The organism is Thermomonas flagellata (genome assembly GCF_022419185.1).
GTDB classification, from domain to species: Bacteria; Pseudomonadota; Gammaproteobacteria; order Xanthomonadales; family Xanthomonadaceae; genus Thermomonas; species Thermomonas flagellata.
On sequence record NZ_JAJOZK010000007.1, the window covers coordinates 30,905 to 54,821 of the forward strand.

Annotated in this window: 17 protein-coding genes; 6 read left to right on the forward strand and 11 right to left on the reverse strand. The window is 73.1% G+C overall.

All coding sequences use genetic code 11. The features are described 5' to 3' along the window. Window positions 1-50 precede the first annotated feature (50 nt). The 4 genes from lpdA to ML340_RS07835 all read left to right on the forward strand — a co-directional run bounded on the left by lpdA (window position 51) and on the right by ML340_RS07835 (window position 3,621). Window positions 51-1,484, forward strand: a complete 1,434-nt coding sequence (gene lpdA / locus ML340_RS07820; RefSeq protein WP_240098423.1) for a dihydrolipoyl dehydrogenase — start codon at window positions 51-53, stop codon at window positions 1,482-1,484. 71 nt (window positions 1,485-1,555) lie between these two features. After that, the gene (locus ML340_RS07825; RefSeq protein WP_240098425.1) at window positions 1,556-2,167 is read left to right on the forward strand and encodes an LOG family protein; all 612 of its coding nucleotides are present in this window, start codon (window positions 1,556-1,558) and stop codon (window positions 2,165-2,167) included. Further along, window positions 2,164-3,174, forward strand: coding sequence for a YhdH/YhfP family quinone oxidoreductase (locus tag ML340_RS07830; RefSeq protein ID WP_240098427.1), 1,011 nt, complete (start codon window positions 2,164-2,166; stop codon window positions 3,172-3,174). Before ML340_RS07825 ends, ML340_RS07830 begins: the two co-directional genes overlap by 4 nt. 72 nt (window positions 3,175-3,246) lie before the next feature. Beyond that, complete coding sequence (locus ML340_RS07835; protein ID WP_240098429.1) at window positions 3,247-3,621, forward strand: response regulator; 375 nt, start codon at window positions 3,247-3,249, stop codon at window positions 3,619-3,621. Between the two features lie 26 nt (window positions 3,622-3,647). Here the strand turns inward: ML340_RS07835 and ML340_RS07840 are convergent, their stop codons facing one another. Then, complete coding sequence (locus ML340_RS07840; protein ID WP_240098431.1) at window positions 3,648-4,541, reverse strand: DnaJ C-terminal domain-containing protein; 894 nt, start codon at window positions 4,539-4,541, stop codon at window positions 3,648-3,650. Between the two features lie 107 nt (window positions 4,542-4,648). Further along, the gene (locus ML340_RS07845; RefSeq protein ID WP_240098433.1) at window positions 4,649-5,131 is read right to left on the reverse strand and encodes an Hsp20/alpha crystallin family protein; all 483 of its coding nucleotides are present in this window, start codon (window positions 5,129-5,131) and stop codon (window positions 4,649-4,651) included. Between the two features lie 162 nt (window positions 5,132-5,293). Here ML340_RS07845 and ML340_RS07850 point away from each other — a divergent pair, with 162 nt between their 5' ends. Then, on the forward strand, window positions 5,294-5,779 hold the full coding sequence (locus tag ML340_RS07850) for a peroxiredoxin (RefSeq protein WP_240098435.1): 486 nt from the start codon (window positions 5,294-5,296) through the stop codon (window positions 5,777-5,779). A 15-nt stretch (window positions 5,780-5,794) separates the two neighbouring features. Here ML340_RS07850 and gyrA read toward each other — a convergent pair whose 3' ends face one another. From gyrA to ML340_RS07890, 8 genes are all read right to left on the reverse strand, one after another. After that, the gene (gene gyrA, locus ML340_RS07855) at window positions 5,795-8,410 is read right to left on the reverse strand and encodes a DNA gyrase subunit A (RefSeq protein ID WP_240098437.1); all 2,616 of its coding nucleotides are present in this window, start codon (window positions 8,408-8,410) and stop codon (window positions 5,795-5,797) included. 197 nt (window positions 8,411-8,607) lie between these two features. Further along, window positions 8,608-9,687 carry an S-methyl-5-thioribose-1-phosphate isomerase gene (gene mtnA, locus ML340_RS07860; protein ID WP_240098439.1) on the reverse strand — a complete coding sequence of 360 codons (1,080 nt, stop codon included), beginning with the start codon at window positions 9,685-9,687 and terminating at the stop codon, window positions 8,608-8,610. A gap of 37 nt (window positions 9,688-9,724) precedes the next feature. Further along, window positions 9,725-10,513: a DUF3011 domain-containing protein gene (locus ML340_RS07865; protein ID WP_240098441.1), complete on the reverse strand. Its 789-nt coding sequence runs from the start codon at window positions 10,511-10,513 to the stop codon at window positions 9,725-9,727. 176 nt (window positions 10,514-10,689) lie between these two features. Beyond that, window positions 10,690-11,670 (reverse strand): EF-P lysine aminoacylase EpmA, encoded by a 981-nt coding sequence (gene epmA, locus ML340_RS07870; protein WP_240098443.1) that lies wholly within the window; start codon window positions 11,668-11,670, stop codon window positions 10,690-10,692. After that, window positions 11,667-13,769: an NAD-dependent DNA ligase LigA gene (ligA, locus tag ML340_RS07875; protein WP_240098445.1), complete on the reverse strand. Its 2,103-nt coding sequence runs from the start codon at window positions 13,767-13,769 to the stop codon at window positions 11,667-11,669. Before ligA ends, epmA begins: the two co-directional genes overlap by 4 nt. A gap of 30 nt (window positions 13,770-13,799) precedes the next feature. Then, window positions 13,800-14,510 carry a cell division protein ZipA gene (gene zipA, locus ML340_RS07880; RefSeq protein ID WP_240098447.1) on the reverse strand — a complete coding sequence of 237 codons (711 nt, stop codon included), beginning with the start codon at window positions 14,508-14,510 and terminating at the stop codon, window positions 13,800-13,802. Window positions 14,511-14,532: 22 nt separating this feature from the next. Then, window positions 14,533-18,036 (reverse strand): chromosome segregation protein SMC, encoded by a 3,504-nt coding sequence (gene smc / locus ML340_RS07885; protein ID WP_240098449.1) that lies wholly within the window; start codon window positions 18,034-18,036, stop codon window positions 14,533-14,535. A gap of 130 nt (window positions 18,037-18,166) precedes the next feature. Then, entirely contained in the window at window positions 18,167-19,246 is a 1,080-nt protein-coding gene (locus ML340_RS07890) for an ABC transporter ATP-binding protein (protein WP_240098451.1), read from the reverse strand. 101 nt (window positions 19,247-19,347) lie between these two features. On the opposite strand from ML340_RS07890, the gene ML340_RS07895 reads away from it, so the two are divergent. After that, window positions 19,348-20,742, forward strand: coding sequence for a GH1 family beta-glucosidase (locus tag ML340_RS07895; protein ID WP_240098453.1), 1,395 nt, complete (start codon window positions 19,348-19,350; stop codon window positions 20,740-20,742). Window positions 20,743-20,803: 61 nt separating this feature from the next. Here the strand turns inward: ML340_RS07895 and ML340_RS07900 are convergent, their stop codons facing one another. Beyond that, window positions 20,804-23,896 (reverse strand): discoidin domain-containing protein, encoded by a 3,093-nt coding sequence (locus ML340_RS07900; protein WP_240098455.1) that lies wholly within the window; start codon window positions 23,894-23,896, stop codon window positions 20,804-20,806. Between the last annotated feature and the right edge of the window lie 21 nt (window positions 23,897-23,917).

The following is a 23,917-nucleotide window of genomic DNA, read 5'->3' on the forward strand; positions in this document are numbered from 1 at the left end:
CGAAGCCCCGCCCAGCGGGGCTTCCTGTTTGCAACGAAGGATCATCCGCAATGAGCCAAGCACAGAATTTCGACGTCGTCGTGATCGGCGCCGGCCCCGCCGGCTACCACGCCGCCATCCGCGCGGCGCAGCTGGGCATGAAGGTCGCCTGCATCGACGTCGCCCTGGGCAAGGACGGCAAGCCGGCGCTCGGCGGCACCTGCCTGCGCGTGGGCTGCATCCCGTCCAAGGCGCTGCTGGATTCCAGCCGCCAGTTCTGGAACATGGGCCACCTGTTCGACCAGCACGGCATCCGCTTCGAGAAGCCGGCGATCGACGTGGCCAAGATGGTCGCCCGCAAGGACGCCATCGTGAAGCAGTTCACCGGCGGCATCGCGGCGCTGTTCAAGGCCAACAAGATCACCGCGTTCCATGGCTTCGGCCAGCTGCAGCCGGGCAACGTGGTGAAAGTGAAGCAGCACGACGGTTCCGAAGTGGAGTTGAAGGGCACCAACGTGATCCTCGCCGCGGGCTCGGACTCCATCGAGCTGCCGTTCGCCAAGTTCGACGGCGAGCACATCGTGGACAACGTCGGCGCGCTCGACTTCACCGCGGTCCCCAAGCGCCTGGGCGTGATCGGCGCCGGCGTGATCGGGCTGGAGCTGGGCAGCGTGTGGAACCGCCTGGGCGCCGAGGTCACCCTCCTCGAGGGCCTGCCCACCTTCCTCGCCGCCGCCGACGCCGAAGTCAGCAAGGTCGCCGCGCGCGAGTTCAAGAAGCAGGGCCTGGACATCCGCCTGGGCTGCCAGGTCAGCAACACCGAGGTGAAGCAGGACGGGGTGCACGTCCACTACACCGACGCCACGGGCGCCGCGCAGGAACTGGTGGTGGACAAGCTGCTGGTGGCCGTGGGCCGCCGCGCCGCCACCTCCGGCCTGCTGGCCGAGGGCACCGGCGTGCAGCTCGACGAGCGCGGCCGGATCGTGGTCGATGCGCACTGCCACACCGGCGTGGACGGCGTGTGGGCGGTCGGCGACTGCGTGCGCGGCCCGATGCTGGCGCACAAGGGCTTCGAGGAAGGCATCGCGGTGGCCGAGCTGATCGCCGGCCTGCCCGGCCACGTCAACTTCGACACCATCCCGTGGGTGATCTACACCGAGCCGGAGATCGCCTGGGTCGGCAAGACCGAGGAGCAGCTGAAGGCCGAGGGCATCCCGTACAAGGCCGGTAGCTTCCCGTTCGCGGCGGTCGGCCGCGCGGTGGCGATGGCCGAGCCGGCGGGCTTCGTGAAGGTGCTGGCGCATGCCGAGACCGACACCATCCTCGGCATGCACCTGGTCGGCGCCAACGTCTCCGAGCTGGTGCACGAAGGCGTGCTGGCGATGGAGTTCAAGGGCAGCGCCGACGACCTGGCGCGCATCTGCCACGCCCACCCGTCGCTGAGCGAAGCCGTGCACGACGCCGCGATGGCGGTGCACAAGCGGGCGATCCACAAGGCCAACTGAGAGCAAGGCCTGTTGTCTGCCAAACGGCGCGCTTCGGCGCGCCGTTTCGTTTCCGGGAGGATAATGGCGAGATGAAGACGATTTGCGTCTATTGCGGTTCCAATGCCGGCGGCGATCCGGCCTATGCCGGGCTGGCCCGCGCCCTCGGCGCGCGCCTGGCGCGCGACGGCATCGCGCTGGTGTACGGCGGCGGCAACGTCGGCCTGATGGGCACGGTGGCCGACGCCGTGCTGGCCGGCGGCGGCGAGGTGGTCGGCGTCATCCCGCAGCAGCTGGTGGACTGGGAGGTGGCGCATACCGGCGTCACCCGGCTGGAGGTGGTGGACTCCATGCACACCCGCAAGGCGCGCATGTTCGAACTGGCCGACGGCTTCGTCGCCCTGCCCGGCGGCTTCGGCACGCTGGACGAGATGTTCGAGATGCTGACCTGGCGCCAGCTGGGCCTCGGCAAGAAGCCCTGCGCCTTCCTCGACGTGAACGGCTTCTGGCAGCCGCTGATGGCGATGCTGGACACCATGGTGCGCGAGCGCTTCCTGCACCCCGAGCAGCGCACCGACATGTGGCACGGCAGCGACATCGACGCCCTGCTCGCGTGGATGCAGGCCTACGTGCCGGCGCAGGCCGACAAGTGGCTGGACGAGAAGCGCCGCGCGCAGCTGAAGCTCACCCCGGAGAACGTATGAGCATCCCGACCCGGTTCCGCGCGTTCCGCATCCACGGCGACGATGGCCACGGCGGCTACCGCAGCGGCCTCGAATCCATTGCGCTGGACGACCTCAATCCCGGCGAGGTGGTGGTCAAGACCGCCTATTCCTCGGTGAACTACAAGGACGCGCTGGCCGGCACCGGCCAGGGCAAGATCCTGCGCCGGTTCCCGCTGGTCGGCGGGATCGATGTGGCCGGCCACGTGGTCGCCTCCACCGATCCCGCCTTCAAGGAGGGCGATGCGGTGCTGGTGACCGGCAGCGGGCTGTCGGAAACCCGCGATGGCGGCTACGCGGAGTACGCGCGGCTGGAATCGAAATGGGTCATCGCCCTGCCTGCCGGGCTCACCCTGCGCGAGGCGATGATCCTCGGCACCGCCGGCTTCACCGCCGCGCTGGGCCTGCTGCGCATGGTCGAGAACCGGCAGACGCCCGACCTGGGGCCGCTGGCCGTCACCGGCGCCACCGGCGGCGTGGGCTCGCTGGCGATCGCGATCTTCCGCAAGGCCGGCTACGAGGTGCACGCGATCAGCGGCAAGCCGGAGCACGCCGACTACCTGAAGTCCCTGGGCGCCAGCGCCGTGCTCGGCCGCGACGCGCTGTCGACCACCCGGCCGCTGGACAGCGCCCGCTTCGGCGGCGGCCTCGACAACGTGGGCGGGCCGATGCTCGCGAGCCTGCTGGCGCAGACCGCGCCCTACGGCAATGTCGCCAGCTGCGGGCTGGCGGCCTCGCCGGAGCTGCACGCCACGGTGATGCCCTTCATCATCCGCGGCGTGTCGCTGCTGGGCGTGGCCTCGGCCGGCACCGCGCGTGCCATCCGCGACGAGGTCTGGCGGCGCCTGGCCGGCGACTGGAAGCCGGACCGGCTGGAGGCGATCTGCACCCGCGAAGTCGGCCTGGACGGCCTGCCGGAGGTCTTCGCCGGCATGCTGGCCGGCGGCTCGCTGGGGCGCACCCTGGTCCGGATCGGCGTGCCGGCGTGAGCGGCAGGCGACGATTGCGCCCCCGCCGGCCGCCGCTACAATCTGCGCAATCCCCGGGGACCCCGAGCGCGCATGGCCCGCATCCTGATCGTCGATGATTCCCCCTCGCAGCTGATGGGCATCCGCCGCATCGTGGAGAAACTGGGCCACGAGGCGCTGACCGCCGAGGATGGCGCGGCCGGGGTCGAGATGGCCCGGCGCGACCTGCCGGACCTGATCCTGATGGACGTGGTGATGCCCAACCTCAACGGCTTCCAGGCCACCCGCTCGATCACCCGCGATCCGGCGACCAAGCACATCCCGGTGATCCTGGTGACCACCAAGGACCAGGACACCGACCGCGTGTGGGGCATGCGCCAGGGCGCCAAGGCCTACATCACCAAGCCCTTCAGCGAGGCCGAGCTGGCCACCCTGATCGTGCAGCACCTGGGCGGCGCCCCGGCCTGAGCCCGGGCGCCCCCGGCGCGCAGCGCTCAGCCGCGCCGCCAGTCGTCCCCGAACGCCTCGCGCATGCGCGCATAGGCCTCGCGCTGCGCGGCGGTGTGTGCCCGCGGGGCGAGGATCTCCAGCTCCACGATCTGATCGCCGGCCGGCGCGCCGCCAGTGCCCGGCAGCCCGCGCCCGCGCAGGCGCAGCTTGCGTCCGGCCTCCGAATCGGCCGGGATCTTCAGCTCCACCGGGCCACCGAGGGTCGGCACGCTGACGGTGGCGCCCAACGCGGCCTCCCACGGCGCCACCGGCAGGGTGTAGAGGATGTTGCGGCCGTCGACCTCGAATTGCGGGTCCGCGGCGTACTCGATCTCCAGCAGCAGGTCGTTGCCGGCGCCGCCCTGGCCGGCCAGCCGGATCGCCTGGCCGGGACGGATGCCGCGCGGGATCTTCACGTCCAGGGTGCGTCCGCCGACCCCGATGCGCACGCTGCTGCCGGCATACACCGCGCTCAGCGGCACCGCCAACCGCGCGCGGGTCGGGCCGGCCGGCGCCGCGCCGCGGCGCCCGGCGTGTGCGCGCCGGCCGAGCAGGCTCTCGAAGAAGTCCGAGAACCCGCCGCCGGGGCCGCCGCCGGCGAAGATCTCCTCGAAGTCGAAGTCCTGGCCGCCCGCGCCGGGCGGGACGCCGCCCGGAGGCCTGACCTCGTCGCCGGGCCGGTAGCCCTGCGCACGCAGCTGGTCGTAGGCGGCGCGCTTCTGCGGATCGCGCAGGGCCTCGTAGGCCTCGTTGACGGCTTTGAACTTCTCCTCGGCCCCCGGCTCCTTGCTCACGTCGGGGTGGTACTTGCGCGCCAGGCGGCGGTAGGCGCCCTTGATCTCGGCCTCGCCGGCGCTGGGCTCCACGCCGAGGATCTCGTAGTAGTCCTTGAATTGCATGTGCTGTCCTGTCGGGTGCGTGCGGGTCGGCCCGCAACGACGGCGGCCCGCGCATGGGCGGGCCGCAGTCTAGCCGGCGGGCGCGTCATGCGCCCGTGCAGGCGGCCTCAGCCGGCCGCGCGCGCGCTGCCGACCGGGATCCGCCGCGGGGTGGTCTCCGGGCGCTTGGGGATGCGGATCTCGAGCACCCCATCCTTGCCGCTGGCGGTGATGCCGTCGGCATCGGCGCTGTCGGGCAGCGCGAAGCGGCGGTGGAAGGTGCCGTGGCGGCGCTCGCTGCGGCTGAAGCGTTCGCCCTCGCCGCGGCTCTCCTCCTTGCGCTCGCCCTTGATCGACAGGATGCCCTTGTCCATCAGGATCTCGACCGCATTCGGGTCGATCCCCGGCAGGTCGGCGAGAATGGTGAAGCCGGTCGCGTCCTCGCGGATGTCCACCGGCGGGATCCACTGGCTGGTCACCACCGAGGAGGCGTCGGCGTCCTCTCCGACCTGGAAGAAGCGCTCGAACAGCTGGCGGAACTCGTCCTGGGCCGCCTGCGCGGCGGCGATGCCGCGCTGCACCGCGGCACGGTTGGGATAGTAGGTGGTCATGGTCATGCTCCTGGCAAACACTGGTGGGTTCACGTCTGGGTCGCGGCCCGGGCCCGGGGCCATGCCTGCCAGATGGGTCTGCGCAACCGCGCGATCAAGGCGTTGATTGCCTGTGCATGCGCCACCATTAGGATGGATTCAGTCCAGGCGAGGGCAGCGGCGATGCAGATCCAGATCGGCCAGCGGGTGCCGGAGGCGACCCTGCAATACATCGACGGCGGCGTGCACCGGATCGACACGCCCACCCTGTTCGGCGGCCGCCGCCTGCTGCTGTTCGCGGTCCCCGGCGCGTTCACCCCGACCTGTTCGGAACACCACCTGCCCGGCTACGTGCAGCACTTCGAGGAGTTCCGCCGGCGCGGCATCGAGGTCGCCTGCATGGCGGTCAACGATCCGTTCGTGATGCAGGCCTGGGGCGCGCAGCAGGGCGTGCCGGCGGGGCTGCGCATGCTCGCCGACGGCAATGCCGAGTTCACCCGCGCACTCGGGCTGGAGCTGGACGCCAGCGGCTACGGCATGGGCCTGCGCAGCCGCCGCTTCGCGCTGTACGCGGTGGACGGCGTGGTGCGCGGGCTGTGGGTGGAGGCGCCCGGCGAGTTCCGGGTGTCCGCCGCGGACTACGTGCTGGCGCACCTGCCGCCGGACTGACCGGCGGCCGGGCTTTCAGCCGGCGGCGGGCGGTTCGGCGGCGGGCGTCTGCGCCCGCGCCGGGGGTGCGGGCTCGCCGCAGTCCTCGCTGCCGGCGTCCTCGTCCAGACTCGCGTCCAGGCGCTCGATCGCCTGCAGGCTCTCGCCCTCGGCCAGCCGCATCAGGGTGACGCCCTGGGTGTTGCGGCCGACCTGCGAGATCTCGCAGGCGCGGGTGCGCACCAGGGTGCCGCCGTCGGAGATCAGCAGCACGTCGTGGTGGTCCGAGAGCTGGATCGCGCCGACCAGCGCGCCGTTGCGCTCGCTGGTCTTCATCGCGATCACGCCCTGGGTGCCGCGGCCCTTCTTCGGGAACTCGGCCAGCGCGGTGCGCTTGCCGTAGCCGTTCTGGCTGGCGGTGAGGATGTCGCCCTCGCCGTCCACCACGATCAGGCTGACCACGCGCTCGCCCTCGGCCAGCTTCATCCCGCGCACGCCGGTGGCGGTGCGGCCCATCGCGCGCACCTCGCCCTCGTCGAAGCGCACCGCCTTGCCGTTGCTGGCAAAGAGCATGATGTCGCGCGCGCCGTCGGTCAGCGCCGCGCCGATGAGCGCATCGCCCTCCTCCAGCCCGATCGCGATCTTGCCGCGCGCCAGGCGGAAGGCGAACTCGGTCAGCGCGGTCTTCTTCACGGTGCCGCGCGCGGTGGCGAAGAACACGTACTTGCCCTCCGCGTACTCGCGCACCGGCAGCACCGCCTGCACCTTCTCGCCCTCCTCCAGCGGGATCCAGTTGATGATCGGGCGGCCGCGCGCATTCGGGCCGGCCTCCGGCAGCTGGTACACCGGCAGCCAGAACACCCGGCCCTGGCTGGTGAAGGTCAGCAGGGTGTCGTGGGTGTTCACCAGCCACAGCTGGTCGATGAAGTCCTCGTCCTTGGTCGCCGCCGCATTGCGGCCCTTGCCGCCGCGCTTCTGCGCGCGGTAGGCGGTGGCCGGCTGGCGCTTGGCGTAGCCGGCGTGGGACAGGGTGACCACCACGTCTTCCGGCGCGATCAGGTCGAGGATGTCGAGGTCTTCCTCGGAGGCGCGGATCTCACTGCGGCGCGGGTCGTTGAACTCCGCCTTGAGCGCGCGCAGTTCCTCGCGGATCACCTCCAGCAGCACGTCCGGGTTCTCGAGGATGCGGATCAGCCCGGCGATCTCCTCCAGCAGCTGGCGGTATTCGTCGGTGAGCTTCTCCTGCTCCAGCCCGGTCAGGCGGTGCAGGCGCATCTCCAGGATCTGCTGGGCCTGGGTGTCGGTGAGCTGGTAGCCCTCCGCCAGCAGGCCCACACCGGCCGGCAGGTCCTCCGGGCGCGAGGCCTCGGCGCCGGCGGCGGCCAGCAGGCTGCCGACCAGGCCCGGCTGCCAGGTGCGCGCCAGCATGCGCTCCTTGGCGACCTGCGGGTTCTCCGAGGTCTTGATCAGCTCGATCATCGCGTCGATGTTCGCCAGCGCGACGGTCAGGCCTTCCAGGATGTGGGCGCGGGCGCGGGCCTTGCGCAGCTCGAAGATGGTGCGGCGGGTCACCACCTCGCGGCGGTGGCGCAGGAAGGCCTCGAGGATCTGCTTGAGGTTGAGCAGCTGCGGGCGGCCGTCGACCAGCGCCACCATGTTGATGCCGAACACCGACTCCAGCGGGGTCTGCGCGTACAGGTTGTTGAGCACGACCTCGGCCGACTCGCCGCGCTTGACCTCGATGTAGATGCGCATGCCGTCCTTGTCGGACTCGTCGCGCAGCTCGCTGATGCCCTCGAGCTTCTTGTCCTTGACCAGCTCGGCGATCTTCTCGATCAGGCGCGCCTTGTTCACCTGGTACGGGATCTCGGTGACGATGATCGCCTCGCGGCCGTTGTCGGCCACCTCGATCTCGGCCTTGGCGCGGATGCGCACGCGGCCCTTGCCGGTGCGGTAGGCCAGGTGGATGCCGCCGACGCCGTTGATGATGCCGGCGGTCGGGAAATCCGGACCCGGGATGTGCTCCATCAGGCCGTCGATGTCGATCTGCGGGTCGTCGATCAGGGCGATGGTGGCATCCACCACCTCGCCGAGGTTGTGCGGCGGGATGTTGGTCGCCATGCCGACCGCGATGCCGGCGGCGCCGTTGACCAAGAGGTTCGGCACCCGGGTCGGCATCACCGTGGGTTCGAGTTCCTTCTCGTCGTAGTTCGGCTGGAAGTCGACGGTGTCCTTGTCGATATCGGCCATCAGCTCGTGCGCCAGGCGCGACATGCGCGCCTCGGTGTAGCGCATCGCCGCGGCGGAGTCGCCGTCGATCGAGCCGAAGTTGCCCTGCCCGTCCACCAGCAGGTAGCGCAACGAGAACGGCTGCGCCATGCGCACCAGGGTGTCGTACACCGCGCTGTCGCCGTGCGGGTGGTATTTGCCGATCACGTCGCCGACGATGCGCGCGGACTTGTAGTACGGCTTGTTGCTGTGCGCGCCCAGTTCGTTCATGGCGTGCAGCACGCGCCGGTGCACCGGCTTCAGGCCGTCGCGCACGTCCGGCAACGCACGCCCCACGATCACGCTCATGGCGTAATCGAGGTAGCTGCGGCGCATCTCGTCTTCCAGGTTGACGGGGATGATTTCCTTGGCGAGGTCGGCCATCGTGGGTCCGGTCGGGTCGGCGGCGGCTCCCGCGGGCAGGCCCCGAGCGGGCGCCGCGGAAGGGTTTCAGGAACGTGAAATCATACCATCCGGCGCCCCCCGACGCACGCCGGATTTCCACGAAGAAACAAGCACTTGCACCCCACTTTGGGGCCCGCACGCGGGTCTTTCCGGCAGCGCCCGCGGAGCGCGCGGGCTCAGCCCGCGGCGAAGGCCTGCATGCGCGCCGCATCCGGGCGCTCGAGCACCCCGCGCTCGGTGACGATGGCGTCGATCAGGGCATGCGGGGTGACGTCGAATACCGGGTTCCACGCCTGCACGCCGTCGGCGACCACGCGTTCGCCGCGGAAGCGCAGCAGCTCGCCCGGATCGCGCTCCTCGATCTCGATGCCGTCGCCGCTGGCGGTGGCCATGTCCACGGTCGAGGACGGCGCCACCACCATCACCTTCACCCCGTGGTGGCGGGCGGCGATCGCCAGCGGGTAGGTGCCGATCTTGTTGGCGGTGTCGCCGTTCGCGCAGATGCGGTCGGCGCCCACCACCAGCCACTGCACCCGGCCCGAGCGCATCAGGTGGGCGCCGGCGGAGTCGGCGATCAGGGTCGGTGCGATCCCGTCCTGCGCCAGCTCCCACGCGGTCAGGCGCGCGCCCTGGTTCCACGGTCGGGTCTCGGTGGCGAACACGCGCGCGATGCGGCCGGCGGCGACGCCTGCGCGGATCACCCCGAGCGCGGTGCCGAACCCGGCGGTCGCAAGCGAGCCGGTGTTGCAGTGGGTCAACACGCCGCTGCCGGGCGCGATCAGGGCGGCACCGAGCGCGCCCATGCGGCGGTTGGCGGCCAGATCCTCGCGCGCGATCGCCTCCGCCTCGCGCTCCAGCGCCGCACGCCAGTCAGCACCGGCGGTGGCGAGCACGCGCCGCATCCGCGCCAGCGCCCAGCGCAGATTGACTGCAGTCGGGCGCGCCGCATCCAGCCGCTGCAGCGCCGGTTCCAGCCGGCTGGCGGCCTCTGCCGCCTGCGTGACCGAGGCCGGCAGCGCGCGCGCCGCCAGCACCACCCCCCAGGCCGCGGCGATCCCGATCGCGGGGGCCCCGCGCACGATCAGATCCCGGATTGCCGCGGCCACCGCATCGCTGTCGGTGCAGGCCAGGTAGTCGACCGCGAACGGCAGCCGGCGCTGGTCGAGCAGTTCCAGCGCCTGCCCGGTCCAGCGCAGCGGGCGCACGCGATCGTAGCGGTCGAAGTCGAGGGCGGTGGCGTCGGGGGCGGTGTGCATCCGCGGATTATCCGCGATCACGCACCGCGCGGCCGCCTCACCAGCGGCGACCGACGCCGGTCTGGAACTCCGCGCGGCAGCCGCCGTCCACCCACAGCCCGCGCCGGCTCACGCCCCAACTGCGGCCCTCGAGGCAGGGCGCGCGCGAGAGCTGGCGCACCAGCACCACCCCGCCGCGGACGTCGGCCGCGCACTCGCGGTAGCGGCCGTCCCGCGATTCGCAGCGGACCCGCTCGCTCCAGCCGCGGTCGTCGTCCCAGCGCCCGCGCCCGGGCAGGCGCGCGAACTCGGCGCGGCACCCGCCGTCCACCCACACTCCGCCGCGGTCCTGGCCCCAACTGCGACCTTCGATGCACGGCGCACGCGACAGCTGGCGCACCAGCACCACCGCGCCGCGGCCGGGCACACCACACCGTGCCGGACGGCCATCGCGCGATTCGCAGCGGAAGCGCTCGCCCGGCGCATCCGCCCAGTCGCCCGGATACCCGGGATAGGTCGGATACCCGGGATAAGTCGGATACCCCGGAAAGCCGCCATCGCCCAGCACCCTGAAATCGGCGCGACAACCGCCATCGACCCACACCCCATCCGGCAACCGGCCCCAGCTGCGGCCCTCGATGCAAGGCGCGCGCGAGCGCTGCCGCTCCAGTTCGACCCAGCCGCCGCCGGTGCGGCACTGCCGGTAGCGCCCGTCGTTGGATTCGCAGCGCACCCTGGCCACCGGCCCGCTGCCCCAGCCCGATTGCCAACCGCCCTCGCCCGGCCACGCCTGTGGTGCGGCCTGCACCGCCCCGGCCGCCATGCCCAGCCCTGCGAATGCGCCCAACACCCACGCCGTCCCGATCCGCCGCATCGTCCCGTCTCCTCGTCCCGGCCCGGAGGGGCCGCCCGCCTGGCAGCATGCGCAGGCCCGATGAATCGCGGCCGAAAATCACCCCCGATGCGGCGCGGCAGGCGCGCGCGTTCAGCGCGCAGCGGGCGTACGCACCAACCTGCGGCGGCTCAGGCGCGTGCAAAGTCGAACGCCAGCACGTCGGCGATGCGCTCGGTGCCGAGTAGCGCCATCAGCAGCCGGTCTACGCCCAGCGCCACCCCGGCGCAGGCCGGCAGGCCGTGCGCCAGCGCGTCGATCAACGCCGCGTCCAGCGGCACCGCCGGCAGCCCGCGCGCGGCGCGCACGCGGCCGTCGCGCGCGAAGCGGGCGCGCTGCTCGCCGGCATCGGTCAACTCGTGGTAGCCGTTGGCCAGCTCCAGCGGCCCCAGGTACAGCTCGAAGCGTTCGGCCACTGGCGGGTCGCCGTCACGGATGCGCGCCAGCGCCGCCTGCGAGGCCGGCCAGTCGTGTACCGCCAGCAGGGTGTCGGCATCGAATGCCGGCTGCAGGCGATGGGTCATCAGCAGATCCAGCCAGTCGTCGCGGGTCAGGCCCTCGGGATCGAGGGCCACATCGCCCAGCGCGTTGCGCAGGACCTCGACATCGGCGGTGAACGGGTCGAGCTGCAGGCGCTGCCAGTACAGGTCGCGAAAGGTGGTCACCTGCGGCGCGGCATCGCGCCCCACCAGCGCCAGCGCCTCACGCACCAGCGCCACCGTCTCCTCCAGCAGGCGCAGGTGGTCCCAGCCGACGCGGTACCACTCGAGCAGGGTGAATTCGGGGTTGTGGCGGCCGCCGGCCTCGCCGTCGCGGAACACCCGGCCCAGTTCGTAGCAGTCGCCGATCCCGGCCGCGAGCAGGCGCTTGAGCGCGAACTCGGGCGAGGTGCGCAGCCAGCGCGTGCGCGGCGCGCCGTCGGTACGTCCGGAGAACTCCAGCGCGAACGAGGCGATGTTGGGCTCGGTGTTGCCGGCGCGCGACAGCACCGGGGTCTCCACTTCCAGCACCCCGCGCGCGGCGAAGAAGGCGCGCACCAGCGCGTTCAGCCGTGCCCGCAGCCGCAGCGCGGGCGCGGCGGCGCTCGGCCGCCACGGCCAGGCGGCGCTCACGGCGCCTGCCCGTGCCGGCGCAGCTCGTGCAGCAGGCGCGCCTCGTCCCAGACCTCGATGCCCAGCTCCTGCGCGCGGGCCAGCTTGGAGCCGGGATCGGCACCCGCCACCACGAAGCTGGTCTTCTTGGACACGCTGCCGGCCACCTTGGCGCCGAGCGCCTCCAGGCGCTCGCCGGCCTGCTCGCGGGTGAGCGCGGCGAGGGTGCCGGTCAGGACCACGGTCTTGCCCGCCAGCGGCCCCTGCGCGGCCCGCTGCGGCGCGCCTTCCGGCCAGTGCACCCCGGCCTTGCGCAGGGCCGCGAGCGCCTCGCGGTTGTGCGGCTCGGCGAAGAAGTGCGCGATCCGCGTGGCCGCGACCGGGCCGATGTCCGGCACCTGCTGCAGGCTCGCCTCGTCCGCATCCATCAGCGCCTGCAGGCTGCCGAACTGGCGCGCCAGCAGCTTGGCCGTGCTCTCCCCGACCTCGCGGATGCCGAGCGCGTACAGCAGCCGTTCGAGCGTCGTGCTGCGGCTGCGCGCGATCGCCGCGACCAGGTTCTCCGCCCAGCGGGTGGCGACCTTGCCGGCCTTGACCGTCTCCGGGACGCTGCCGGCGGCCGCGTCCTGGCGCTGCTTCATCGCGACCAGGTCGGCGACCGTGAGCCGGTACAGGTCGGCGATCCCGTGCACGTAGCCGAAATCCACCAGCCCGTCGATCTGGCGCTCGCCGAGGCCGACGATGTCCATCGCCCGCCGCGAGGCGAAATGCAGCAGCGCCTGCTTGCGCTGCGCCGGGCACACCAGGCCGCCGGTGCAGCGCGCGACCACCTCGCCGTCCAGGCGCTCGATCCGCGAGCCGCATTCGGGGCAGTGGGTCGGCATGTGCCAGGGCCGGGTGCCAGGCGGGCGGCGGTCCGGCACCACCCGCACCACTTCCGGGATCACGTCCCCGGCGCGGCGCACGATCACGGTGTCGCCGACGCGCGCGTCCAGCCGCGCGACCTGGTCGGCGTTGTGCAGGGTCGCGTTGGTGACGGTCACCCCGGCCACCTGCACCGGGCGCAGGCGCGCCACCGGGGTGACCGCGCCGGTGCGCCCGATCTGCACGTCGATCGCCTCCAGCACGGTCTCCTGCTCCTCGGCCGGGAACTTCTGCGCCAGCGCCCAGCGCGGCGCACGCGCCACGTAGCCCAGCCGCTCCTGGTCGGCGACCGCATCCAGCTTGAACACGACCCCGTCGATGTCGTAGGGCAGCTGCGCGCGGCGCGCCGCGAGCCCACGGTAGTAGGCGATCAGCTCCGCGAAGGAATGCGCGACCGCGACCTCCGGTGACACTGGCAGGCCGAGCGTGCGCAGCCATTGCAGGATGCGCGACTGGCTGGGCGGGGCTGCATCCGCTGGCTGCACTTCGCCGAGGCCGTAGGCGAAGAACGCCAGCGGGCGCTGCGCGGTCACCTTCGGGTCGAGCTGGCGCAGCGAGCCGGCGGCGCCGTTGCGCGGGTTCGCCAGCGGCTTCTCGCCGTGCGCCAGCGCGCGCCGGTTGAAGGCCTCCAGCCCGGCCTTGGGCATCACCACCTCGCCGCGCACCTCGAGCACCTCCGGCGGCGTGCCGCGCAGGCGCAGCGGGATCGCGCGGATGGTGCGCACGTTGGCGGTGACGTCCTCGCCCACGCTGCCGTCGCCGCGGGTGGCGGCCTGCACCAGCGCGCCGCGTTCGTAGCGCAGGTTGATCGCCAGCCCGTCGAACTTGGGCTCGGCCGAGAACACCAGCTCGCTGCGACCCAGCTCGGCCTGCGCGCGGCGCACGAAATCGGCGGCCTCCGGGAAGCGGCTGGCATCGTCGTGGCCGTCCTCGTGCTCGTAGCCGTTGGCCAGCGACAGCATCGGCAGCGCGTGCCGTACCTCGGCGAACCCGGACTGCGGCGCGATCCCGACCGTGCGGGTGGGCGAGTCCGGGCGGGCCAGTTCCGGGTGCGCCGCCTCCAGGGCCTGCAGTTCGCGCAGCAGGGCGTCGTACTCGGCGTCCGCGATGTCCGGATCGTCGAGCACGTAGTAGCGGTAGTTGGCCTCCTCGAGGCGGCGGCGCAGTTCGGCGGCGCGGGCGGCAAGGGCGTCCATGGCGGCGATTGTCGCCGCGCCGGCGCGCGCCTACCAGCGGGCGCCGCGGCCCAGCGGCGGCGCGGCGTGCTGGCGGTCGTACTGGCGCAGCTCCTCGCGGATGTGCTGGATGCGCTGGCGCCCGAGTGCGTTGCGATCCTCGTCCAGCACCAGCCCGCCGAGCAGCTGCGCGATCCGCTGCGCGGCCGGCTCCATCGTCTCCCAGGCTTCCAGCGCTGGCACCGGCGCCGGCAGGGTCAGGAAGAACGCGATCGCCGGGGTCTGCAGCTCGCCGATCCGCGCCAGGTCGAAGCTGCCCGGGCGCAGGATGTTGGCCACGCTGAACACCGGGCCCAGCTCCGGGCGGCCATCGACCAGGCGGTGGAAGATCCCCATGTGGCCATAGACCAGGCCGGCCTTCTCGGCCGCGACCACGATGTCCTCGCCGCGCAGCTGGTGGCCGGCGGTGGCGGCCACGTACAGGGTCACGATGCGGTCGAACGCCTCGTTCGGGCGGCGCCCCAGCTCCGCCTGCGGAGCCGGCAGGGGCAGGTCCTGCTGGGTGCCGTCCCCGACCTCCCGAACCTCGTCGGCGCCCGCGCCGGCAGGTGTGGCCTCGCCACCGGCGGCCGCCGGCGGCGGCGTCCCGCGCACGCGCCGGCCCTGGCCGCCGCGGCCGCTACGCCCGAAATAGATGATCGCGCCGAACAGCAGCGACAGCGCGATGGCGATCCCGATCCGCAGCCAGGCGACGTCCGACATGCATCCTCCTCCCATTCCCCGGTCAGGCCACCCCGGCCAGGCGCGCGGCCTCGGCCAGGTCGACCGACACCAGCCGGCTCACGCCGGGCTCGCGCATGGTCACGCCCGACAGCTGGTGCGCGGCCTCCATCGTGACCTTGTTGTGGGTCACCACCAGGAACTGCACCTTCTCGCTCATCTCCGCCACCAGCTGGGTGTAGCGGCCGACGTTGGCCTCGTCCAGCGGCGCGTCCACCTCGTCGAGCAGGCAGAACGGCGCCGGGTTGAGGCGGAAGATCGCGAACACCAGCGCGACCGCGGTCATCGCCTTCTCGCCGCCGGACAGCAGCGAGATGTTCGCCACCCGCTTGCCCGGCGGGCGCGCCATGATGGTCACGCCGGCGTCCAGCAGGTCCTCGCCGCTCAGCTCGAGGTAGGCGTGGCCGCCGCCGAACAGGCGCGGATACAGCTCCTGGAAGCTGGCGTTGACGCGGTCGAAGGTGTCCTTGAAGCGGCCGCGGGTCTCGCGGTCGATCTTGCGGATCGCCTCCTCCAGGGTCTCCAGCGCGGCGGTCAGGTCGGCATGCTGGGCATCGAGGTATTCCTTGCGCTGCACGGCCTCGGCGTGCTCGGCGATCGCGGCCAGGTTGACCGGCTCCAGCCGGCGCAGGCGCGCGTCCAGCTCGGCCACCTCGCGCGCCCACTGCACCGGGTCGGCATCCTTAGGCAGCGCGGCGACGACCTCCTCCAGCACGAAGCCGGCAGTCGCGACCGCGGCGGCGTACTGTTCGGCCTTGAGCGCGAGTGCCTGCAGCTCCAGCCGGCGCTGCGCGATCGCCTCGCGCTGCGCGATCGCCTCGGCATCGCGCTGCTGGCGCTGCTGCTCGTGCTGGCGCAGGTCGGCGTCGATCCCGTCGAGCACGCTGCGCGCCTCCGCCAGCGCGCGCTCGCTGCGCACCCGCTCGGCGAGCGCGGCCTGGCGCTGCTGCTCCAGCGCCTGCACCGGGGCATCGCCGTCGGCCAGCTGCGCCGCCAGTTCGCCCAGGCGCGCGTCCAGCTGGCCGCGCTGGCTGCCCATGCGCTCCAGCGCCTGCGCCAGCGCCGCCGCCTGCACCCGCTGCGCCTCCAGCGCCAGCGCCAATGCGTGCGCGGCCTCGCGCGCGCTGCGCGCGGCGCCACGGGCGGCCTCGCGCGCGGCGGTCAGGGCGTGGCGGTCCTGTTCCAGCGCATGGCGGGTGGATTCGAGCGCGGCCATGCGCTCGAGCGCCTCCTCCAGGCGCAGGCGCGCCTCCGCCGCCTGCTCCTTGTTCGCCTCTAGCGCCTCGCCGATCTGCGCCAGCTCGGCGTCGATCCGCGCGATCCGGCTGCGCGCGCCGTCCAGCCGGCCCTGCTGGCCCTGCAGCTGCCCGGCCAGTTCCGACACGCCGCGGTGGGCGAGGTAGAGCTGGCGCTGCGCGTCCTCGCGCTGCTGCTCGGCGGCGAGCTGCGCCTGCCGCAGTTCGGCCGACTGCGCTTCCAGCGCCTGTTCGCGCTGCTGGTGCGCGGCGATCTCTGCGCGCAGGGCCTGCAGCTCCTTCTCGCGCAGCAGCGCGCCCTGGCGGGCGGCGCCGGAGCGCGCGATCCGCACCCAGCCGGCGCCGAGGCGCTCGCCGCCGCGGGTGATGACCGACTCGCCCTCGCCCAGCGTGGCCTGCAGCGCGCGCGCGGCGGCCAGGTCCTCGGCCACGTGCAGGCGCGCCAGCAGGCGCCGGATCGCGCGTGGCCCCTGCACTCTGGCCGCCAGCGAAGTGGCCGGATAGGCACCGGCATCGTCCGCGGCCGCCACCAGCGCCAGCCGGCCCTCGCCGAACTCGGCGAGCGCCTCCACCAGCTGTTCCGGCGCGTCCACCAGCACCGCTTCGATCAGCTGGCCCAGCGCGGCCTCGACCGCGTTCTCCCAGCCCGCCTCCACCTGCAGGCGCTCGCCCACCCGCGCGGCGTCCAGCAGGCCCTGCGCCTGCAGCCAATCGCGCGCGGCGCCCTGCTCCTGCCCGAGCGCCGCCGCCTGCAGGGTCTCCAGCGAGGCCAGCCGGCCGCGCGCGGCCTGCGCCTGCTTGCGCAGCTCGGCCAGCTCGGCCTGCACCTGACGCTGGCGCTCCTGCACCTCGGCGCTGGCCTGCTTGCGCGCCTCGACCTCGACGGTCAGCGCCTCCAGCGATTCCTTCTGGGTCGCGTGCTGCAGCTGCAGCTGCTCGAAGGCCTCCGCCAGCGCGTCGAGGTCGAGCCCGGCGCGCTCCTCGCGCAGCTGCTGGCGGCGGCGGTCGGCGTCCAGGATCTGGCGGTCGAGCTGCTCGATGCGGGTGCGCTCCACTTCCCCGGCGCGCGCGGCGTCGGCCTGGTCGCGGCTGTAGGCGTCCCAGCGCTGCTGCCACTCGGCCAGCCGCGCCTCCGCCTCGCGCAGGGCGTCCTGGCGCTGCGCGTCCTCCTCCTGCAGGGCCAGCAGGCGCGGCTCGGCCTCAGTGAGTGACGCGCGCAGCGTCTCCAGCTTCTGCTGGTCGTCCTGGATGTGGCCGCCGATCTCGGCCAGCGCCGCCTGCGCCTCGTCGCGCGCGCGCAGCAGGCGCTGCGCCAGCTCGCGCTGGTGCGCGATCTGCTGCTCGACCCGCGCCAAGGCGGCGCTCACCTCATAGACCGCGGCCTGCGCCGCCGCGAGCGCGTCCGCCGCGCCCTGGCGCTGCGCGCGGCCGGTCTCCAGCGCGCGCTCGGCATGGCGCTGCTCGGCCACCAGCTGCTCGAGCCGGGTCTCCTCGCGCGCCAGCGCCTCGCGCAGCGTGCGCAGGCGCGCGTCCAGCGCGCGGAACTCGAGCGCCTGCCACTGCGCGTCCTTGTGCCGGCGTTCCTCCTGCAGCGCGGTGTACTGCTCGGCCTGGCGCGCCTGCCGCGCCAGGTGCTGCAGCTGCTTGCCGACCTCCTCGCGCAGGTCGTTGAGACGGTCGAGGTTCTCGCGGGTGTGGCGGATGCGGGTCTCGGTCTCGCGGCGGCGCTCCTTGTACTTGGAGATGCCGGCCGCCTCCTCGAGGTGGACGCGCAGCTCCTCCGGCTTGGCCTCGATCACCTGGGTGATCATGCCCTGCTCGATGATCGAGTAGCTGCGCGGGCCGAGCCCGGTGCCGAGGAACAGGTCGGTGATGTCGCGCCGGCGGCACTTGCTGCCGTTGAGGTAGTACTGGCTCTGGCCGTCGCGGCCGGCGGTGCGCTTGACCGAGATTTCGTTGTAGGCGGCGTACTCGCCGACGATGGTGCGGTCGCTGTTGTCGAAGATGAGCTCGACCGAGGCCTGCGAGACCGGCTTGCGCGCCGAGCTGCCGGAGAAGATCACGTCCGCCAGCGAATCGCCGCGCAGGCGGCTGGCGGCGTTCTCGCCCATCACCCAGCGGATGGCGTCGATGATGTTGGACTTGCCGCAGCCGTTCGGCCCGACGATGCCGGTGAAGTTGGTCGGCAGGTGCAGGGTGGTCGGATCGACGAAGGACTTGAAGCCGGACAGCTTGATGGTGGACAGGCGCATGCGCGTCGTGGGACCCCGCGGCGGCACGCCGCTATGAAACCTCAAGGCGGGACCTCCCTCGCGCAAGTGCCTGATCCGGCAGGCGATGGAAGGCCGCGGCCGGGGGGCCGCGGCGGCAGTATAGCGAGCCTCAGGGCCGCAGCCGGCGGCCGTCGGGGGCGAAGAACAGGGCCTGGCCCGGGCGCAGCGCGACCGCGACCTCCGCCCCCGGTTCGGGCACCTGCTCCGGCGGCATCCGCGCGATGAGGCGCTCGCCGCCGAGCGCGAGGTTCAGGAACACCTCGTTGCCCACCGGCTCGACCGACTCCAGCCGCGCACGGAACGCCGCGCCGGTGCCCGGCGCCGCCGGCAGCAGGTGCTCCGGGCGCAGGCCGAGCACCACCTGCTGCCCGGGCGGCGGCGCCGGCACGCCGTCCAGCGCGATCCGGCTACCGTCGGCCAGCTGCAGCGCGGGGCCGCCGTCGGCGACCACGGTGCCGGCCAGCGCGTTCAAGGCCGGGCTGCCGATGAAGCCGGCCACGAACAGGTTGGCCGGGTCGCGGTAGAGCGCCATCGGGGTGTCGATCTGCTGGATCCGGCCGTCGCGCAGGACCACGATGCGCTGGCCGAGGGTCATGGCCTCGACCTGGTCGTGGGTGACGTAGAGCATGGTGGTGCCGGTGCGCGCATGGATCCGCGCGATCTCCGCGCGCATGCCGGCGCGCAGGCGCGCGTCCAGGTTCGACAGCGGCTCGTCCAGCAGGAACACCTGCGGGTGCCGCACCAGCGCGCGCCCGAGCGCGACCCGCTGGCGCTGGCCGCCGGACAGCTGCGCCGGCCGCCGCTGCAGCAGCGCGCCCAGTTCCAGCACCTCGGCCGCCTCGCGCACGCGCTCCTCGATCTGCGCGCGCGGGAAACGGCGCAGTTGCAGGGCGAAGGCCATGTTCTCCGCCACCGTCATGTGCGGGTACAGGGCGTAGCTCTGGAACACCATCGCGATGTCGCGCTCGGCCGGCGGCACGTCGTTGACCACGCGCGCGCCGATCCGCAGGGTGCCCGCGCTGATCGCCTCCAGCCCGGCGATCATCCGCAGCAGGGTGGTCTTGCCGCAGCCGGAGGGGCCGACCATCACCACCCGCTCGCCGTCGGCCACCGTGAAGCTCGCGCCCGGGATCGCGACCTGCCCGGACGGGTACACCTTGCGCACGGATTCCAGCACGACCTCGGCCATGGCCTCCCCTCACGATCGGATTCGGCTGCAACCGGCAGGTGCAAACCGCCGAAAGCCCGGCTATTCTGCCATGTAACCGTTTACATGCCAGCCCGCCGCCCGTGACCGCCGCGCCCGCCGAGACCTGTGACTTCCGCTTCCCCGACGGCTTTTTGTGGGGCGCGGCCACCGCCGCCCACCAGATCGAAGGCTCGCCGCTGGCCGACGGGGCCGGCCCGAGCATCTGGACCCGCTTCGCGCACACGCCGGGGATGATGCTCAACGGCGACACCGGCGACGTGGCCTGCGACCACTACCGGCGCTGGCGCGAGGACGTGGCGCTGATGAAGTCGCTCGGGCTGCAGGCCTACCGCTTCAGCGTGTCGTGGTCGCGGGTGCTGCCGGAGGGCACCGGACGGGTCAACCCGAAGGGGTTGGACTTCTACTCGCGGCTGGTCGATGCCCTGCTCGAGAACGGCATCGAGCCGCTGCTCACGCTCTACCACTGGGACCTGCCGGCGGCGCTGGACGACCGCGGCGGCTGGCTCAACCGCGACTGCGCGGACTGGTTCGCCGAGTACGCCTCGGTGCTGTACCGCGCGCTCGACGGCCGGGTGAAGACCTGGGTCACCCTCAACGAGCCGTGGGTGATCACCGACGGCGGCTACCTGCACGGCGCGCTCGCGCCCGGCCACCGCAGCCGCTACGAGGCGCCGATCGCCAGCCACAACCTGATGCGCGCGCACGGCGCGGCGGTGCAGGCCTACCGCGCGCTCGGCCGGCACCGGATCGGGCTGGTGGTGAACATCGAGCCCAAGTACCCGGCCAGCGACAGCGCCGCGGACGCCGCCGCCACCCGCCGCGCGCATGCCTACATGAACGAGCAGTACCTGCATCCGGCGCTGCTCGGCCACTACCCGCCGGAGCTCAAGGAAATCTTCGGCGACGCCTGGCCGGACTGGCCGGCGGAGGACTTCGCGCTGATCCGCCAGCCGCTGGACTTCGTCGGCATCAACTACTACACCCGCAGCGTGACCCGCGCGCAGGAGAGCTACCCGCTCAACGCCGGGGCGGTGCGCCAGCCGCAGTCCACCTACACCGAGACCGGCTGGGAGGTGTACCCGCAGGCGCTGACCGAGCTGCTGCTGTGGTTCCGCCGCACCTACGGCGAGATCCCGGTCTACATCACCGAGAACGGCGCCGCGTTCTACGACCCGCCGCAGGCGCGGATCGAGGAGGACGGCCGCCGGCGCGTGCGCGATCCACTGCGGATCGACTACCTGCACCGCCACCTGCGCGCGGTGCATGCGGCGATCCAGGCCGGGGTGGACGTGCGCGGCTACATGCTGTGGTCGCTGCTGGACAACCTCGAGTGGTCGCTGGGCTATTCCAAGCGGTTTGGCATGGTGCACGTGAACTATGCGACCCAGGAGCGCACCCCGAAGGACAGCGCGCTGTGGTACGCGAAGGTGATCGCCAGCCACGGCCGCAGCCTGGCCGATCCGCTGCCCGACTGACGCCACCCCTCCCCCGCGTCGGCGTGCGGGCCGCGCAGTGCGCGGCCCGTTTTTTGCGCGCTCAGTCCGCGGCGCCGGGCAGGATGGCCAGGCGCGCCGGCAGGCGGTCGATCCGCAGTTCGCCACCGACCAGCGGCGGGCCGCCTTCCACCTGGCCCCGGGCCCACGGCGCCGGCGGCGCCAGCACCAGGCCGCCGCGCGGCAGCTGCAGGCCGGCGGCGATCTCCACCTGCAGCACCCCGCCCTGCGCGTGCAGGCGGTAGCTGAGCTCGCCCTGCGGCGTGCGCAGCCGGCGCACCGCCACGCCCTCGCCCTGCAGCCACTGCGCCGGCAGGCCGGCGGCGAGCACCAGCGCGTCGTCCTGCTCGCGCGGATAGGCGAACAGGTCGAGCGCGGCGCGAATGTAGTCCGACTCCACCCAGGCATGCGGCAGGTCGCCGAGGAAGAACGGCACCCGCGGGGTGGCCGAGACCACCTCGGCCCACTGGTTCCAGCCCGGCGGCTGCTGGTCGCGCAGGAAGAAGGCCAGCGCCTGCAGCGCGCGCTCGCGCCAGCCCAGGCGGACCATGCTGCCGACCGTGCGCAGCTCGTAGGGGGTGTAGTCCTTCCACGCGCGGGTGCCGTCGCGGCGGGCGACGAACTGCGCCCAGTAGCGCTCGAAGGTGGCTGCGAGCGCGTCCTGCGGCAGCCGTGCCTGCTCGCCCCCGGGCGCGAGCCAGGCCGTGCTGGAGGTGGCGTCGAAGTCGCCCAGTTCGGCCGCGCCGGGCAGGTAATCGATGCCGTGCCGCGCCATTGCCAGCCGCAGCGAGGCCAGCACGTCGGCGCGGAACTCGTCGCGCGCGGCCGCATAGCGCGCGGCGGCGTCGGCATGCCCGAGCCAGCGCGCGATCTCCACCGCGTCCTTGTAGCCGCGCAGCGCCCAGGCGTCGTCCCAGTAGGAATGCATGGGCTTGGCGGAATAACCCTCGTGGCTGATCGAGGCCGGCATCAGCCCGTAGAACGCAGGGTCGCGCGCGCGGTTGGCCTCGGTGCGCTCGCTCTGGCGCAGCTGCTCCATGTACGCCACCGCGCCCTGCACGTGCGGCCACATCGCCGCGAGGAAGGCACGATCGCCGGTGTAGCGGTACACCTCGGCGATGGCGTGGATCAGCTGGCCGTGGCTGTCGTTCTCCGGCACCGGGTCGCTGCCGCGGTCGTCCACGCAGCAGGGCACCTTGCCGCTGGTGAACTGGTAGGGCGCGAACCAGCGCACGAAGTCCTCGGCGACCTGGGCATGCCCCAGCCGCAGCAGGGCCTCGTCGATCATCGCGCCATCGCGGATCCAGGCCCGCGCGTAGGAGCGCGTGCCGGGCTGCAGGCGCGGTCCGCTGCGGCTGATCAGGATGTGCGCCAGCGCGGTGCGCAGGGTGTCCACCAGCTTGCGCGCCTCTGGCGGCACCGCGAACCCGACCCGGTCCAGCCGCGCGCGCCAGGCCGCGGCGACCTCCGCCTGCACTTGGGGCACCGGCGGCCCGGCGGGCGGGCGGGCCGGCATCGGACCTTCCAGCCGGCTGCGCCAATCGATCTCGCGTGCCTCTCCCGGCGCCAGGCGCAGGCGGTACACCACCGCCGCGCTGGCCAGTCCCTGCGGGTCGTGCAGGCGGCGCGGCGGCGCCCCGATGGCGGCCACGGCGCCCGGCGCGGCCAGCCGCGCGCGCAGCAGCGGCACCAGCTCGCCGCGGTCGAGGGTGGTTGCGAGGGTCGCGCTGGCCGGCTGCCCCAGCCACACCTGCCAGCGGTCGCCGGCGAGGCGGTCGCGCCCGGCGGACACCGCATGCAGCGGGCTGACCCCGCCCTGCACGGCCAGGAACTGGCGCGGCGGGTTGACCTGCAGCGGCCGCAGCGCCAGCACCAGTGCGAATTCGCGCGCTGCAGGCCCGGTGTTGGCCAGGCGGTAGCGCGCGTGCAGCCAGGCATCGCCCGGGCGGCCGCTGGCGAACGTGGTGATCCGTAGCCGCAGGTCCGGATGCGCCCACTCCACCGACGGGATCGGCAGGTCGCCGTCCTGCAGCGACTGCGTGGTCTGCACGTCCGCCCAGGTCAGCAGGCGGCCATCGACCGCGAGGAACGGCTCCACCCGCGGCCCGCCCTTGCCCAGTTCGATCGCGCCGTCCTCGTCGATCAGCCCCTGCTCGCGGCCGCCGTCGATGCCGACGATCGTCCAGTAGGGCTGCTCGCCCGAGAACCCGCGCGGCCAGGTGCCGCGCGGGTCGCGCTGCGCCAGCGCCTGCAGGAACGCGTTCGGGCTGGCGCCGAACGCGAGCGGCTGCACCTCCACTGCGCGCAGGGCCGGCCCGGCCGCCGCGGCCGGCACCACGCGCAGGTAGCGCGCCTCGCTGTCGGGCAGCGCCAGCGCGTCCTCGCCGCCGTCGCTGGCGATCACCCGCCGCAAGGTGCGCCAATGCCGGCCATCGTCAGACCCCTCGACCCGGTAGTCGCCGGCGGCGGCGCCCGGCGCCCACTGCAACCGCACGCCGCCGAACTCGCGCACCCGGCCAAGGTCGTATACCCCGCCGCGGCCGGCGGGCCGCAGCTGGCCGGTGAGCGGCGAATCGTCGCGCGGCGGGAGCGTGCGCAGGCGCAACGCATCGAAGCAGAGCCGGCCCTTGCCGCCCTCGCCGCTGGCGAGGGTGATCTCGAGGCTGGCGCTCGCGTCCAGTTCGGCCTGTGGCGATGGGCCCCAGGCCTTCTCCACCTCGCGCCGGCGCAGCACCAGGTCGGTCCACGCCGCCGGTGGCGAAAAGCCTGGCCTGCGCACCCACCACACATTGTCCCCGCTGGCATCCACCAGCTTGAACTGCAGCTCGTTGCGCGCACCGCTGCCGCGCAGGCGCAGGTCGAAGGCATAGTTCGGCGGCAGCGCCAGCGGCAGCGCGCGGCGCAGGCCCACATAGCCGGACACGCCGTGGAAGTCGTAGACCAGGCACACCGCGCGGCCGTCGCCACCCGCCTCCGGCTGCAGCCGGCCCTCGACCTGATCGGAGGCCACCACCTGCCACGCAGCGGCCTCGGAAAACCCGTCCAGCCGCCGCGCCGGCTCCGCCGCGGCCGCCGGCAGCGCCCACAGTGCCGCCAGCGCCAGCGCGCCCAGCCGCCTGCCCCACGTCGATCGCATCCGTCCTCCTCGTCCCGCACC

Coding starts and splice junctions, on each gene's coding strand:
- lpdA (WP_240098423.1), top strand. CDS start 51: ATGAGCCAAGCACAGAATTTCGACGTCGTCGTGATCGGCGCCGGCCCC.
- ML340_RS07825 (WP_240098425.1), top strand. CDS start 1,556: ATGAAGACGATTTGCGTCTATTGCGGTTCCAATGCCGGCGGCGATCCG.
- ML340_RS07830 (WP_240098427.1), top strand. CDS start 2,164: ATGAGCATCCCGACCCGGTTCCGCGCGTTCCGCATCCACGGCGACGAT.
- ML340_RS07835 (WP_240098429.1), top strand. CDS start 3,247: ATGGCCCGCATCCTGATCGTCGATGATTCCCCCTCGCAGCTGATGGGC.
- ML340_RS07840 (WP_240098431.1), bottom strand. CDS start 4,541: ATGCAATTCAAGGACTACTACGAGATCCTCGGCGTGGAGCCCAGCGCC.
- ML340_RS07845 (WP_240098433.1), bottom strand. CDS start 5,131: ATGACCACCTACTATCCCAACCGTGCCGCGGTGCAGCGCGGCATCGCC.
- ML340_RS07850 (WP_240098435.1), top strand. CDS start 5,294: ATGCAGATCCAGATCGGCCAGCGGGTGCCGGAGGCGACCCTGCAATAC.
- gyrA (WP_240098437.1), bottom strand. CDS start 8,410: ATGGCCGACCTCGCCAAGGAAATCATCCCCGTCAACCTGGAAGACGAG.
- mtnA (WP_240098439.1), bottom strand. CDS start 9,687: ATGCACACCGCCCCCGACGCCACCGCCCTCGACTTCGACCGCTACGAT.
- ligA (WP_240098445.1), bottom strand. CDS start 13,769: ATGGACGCCCTTGCCGCCCGCGCCGCCGAACTGCGCCGCCGCCTCGAG.
- zipA (WP_240098447.1), bottom strand. CDS start 14,510: ATGTCGGACGTCGCCTGGCTGCGGATCGGGATCGCCATCGCGCTGTCG.
- smc (WP_240098449.1), bottom strand. CDS start 18,036: ATGCGCCTGTCCACCATCAAGCTGTCCGGCTTCAAGTCCTTCGTCGAT.
- ML340_RS07890 (WP_240098451.1), bottom strand. CDS start 19,246: ATGGCCGAGGTCGTGCTGGAATCCGTGCGCAAGGTGTACCCGTCCGGG.
- ML340_RS07900 (WP_240098455.1), bottom strand. CDS start 23,896: ATGCGATCGACGTGGGGCAGGCGGCTGGGCGCGCTGGCGCTGGCGGCA.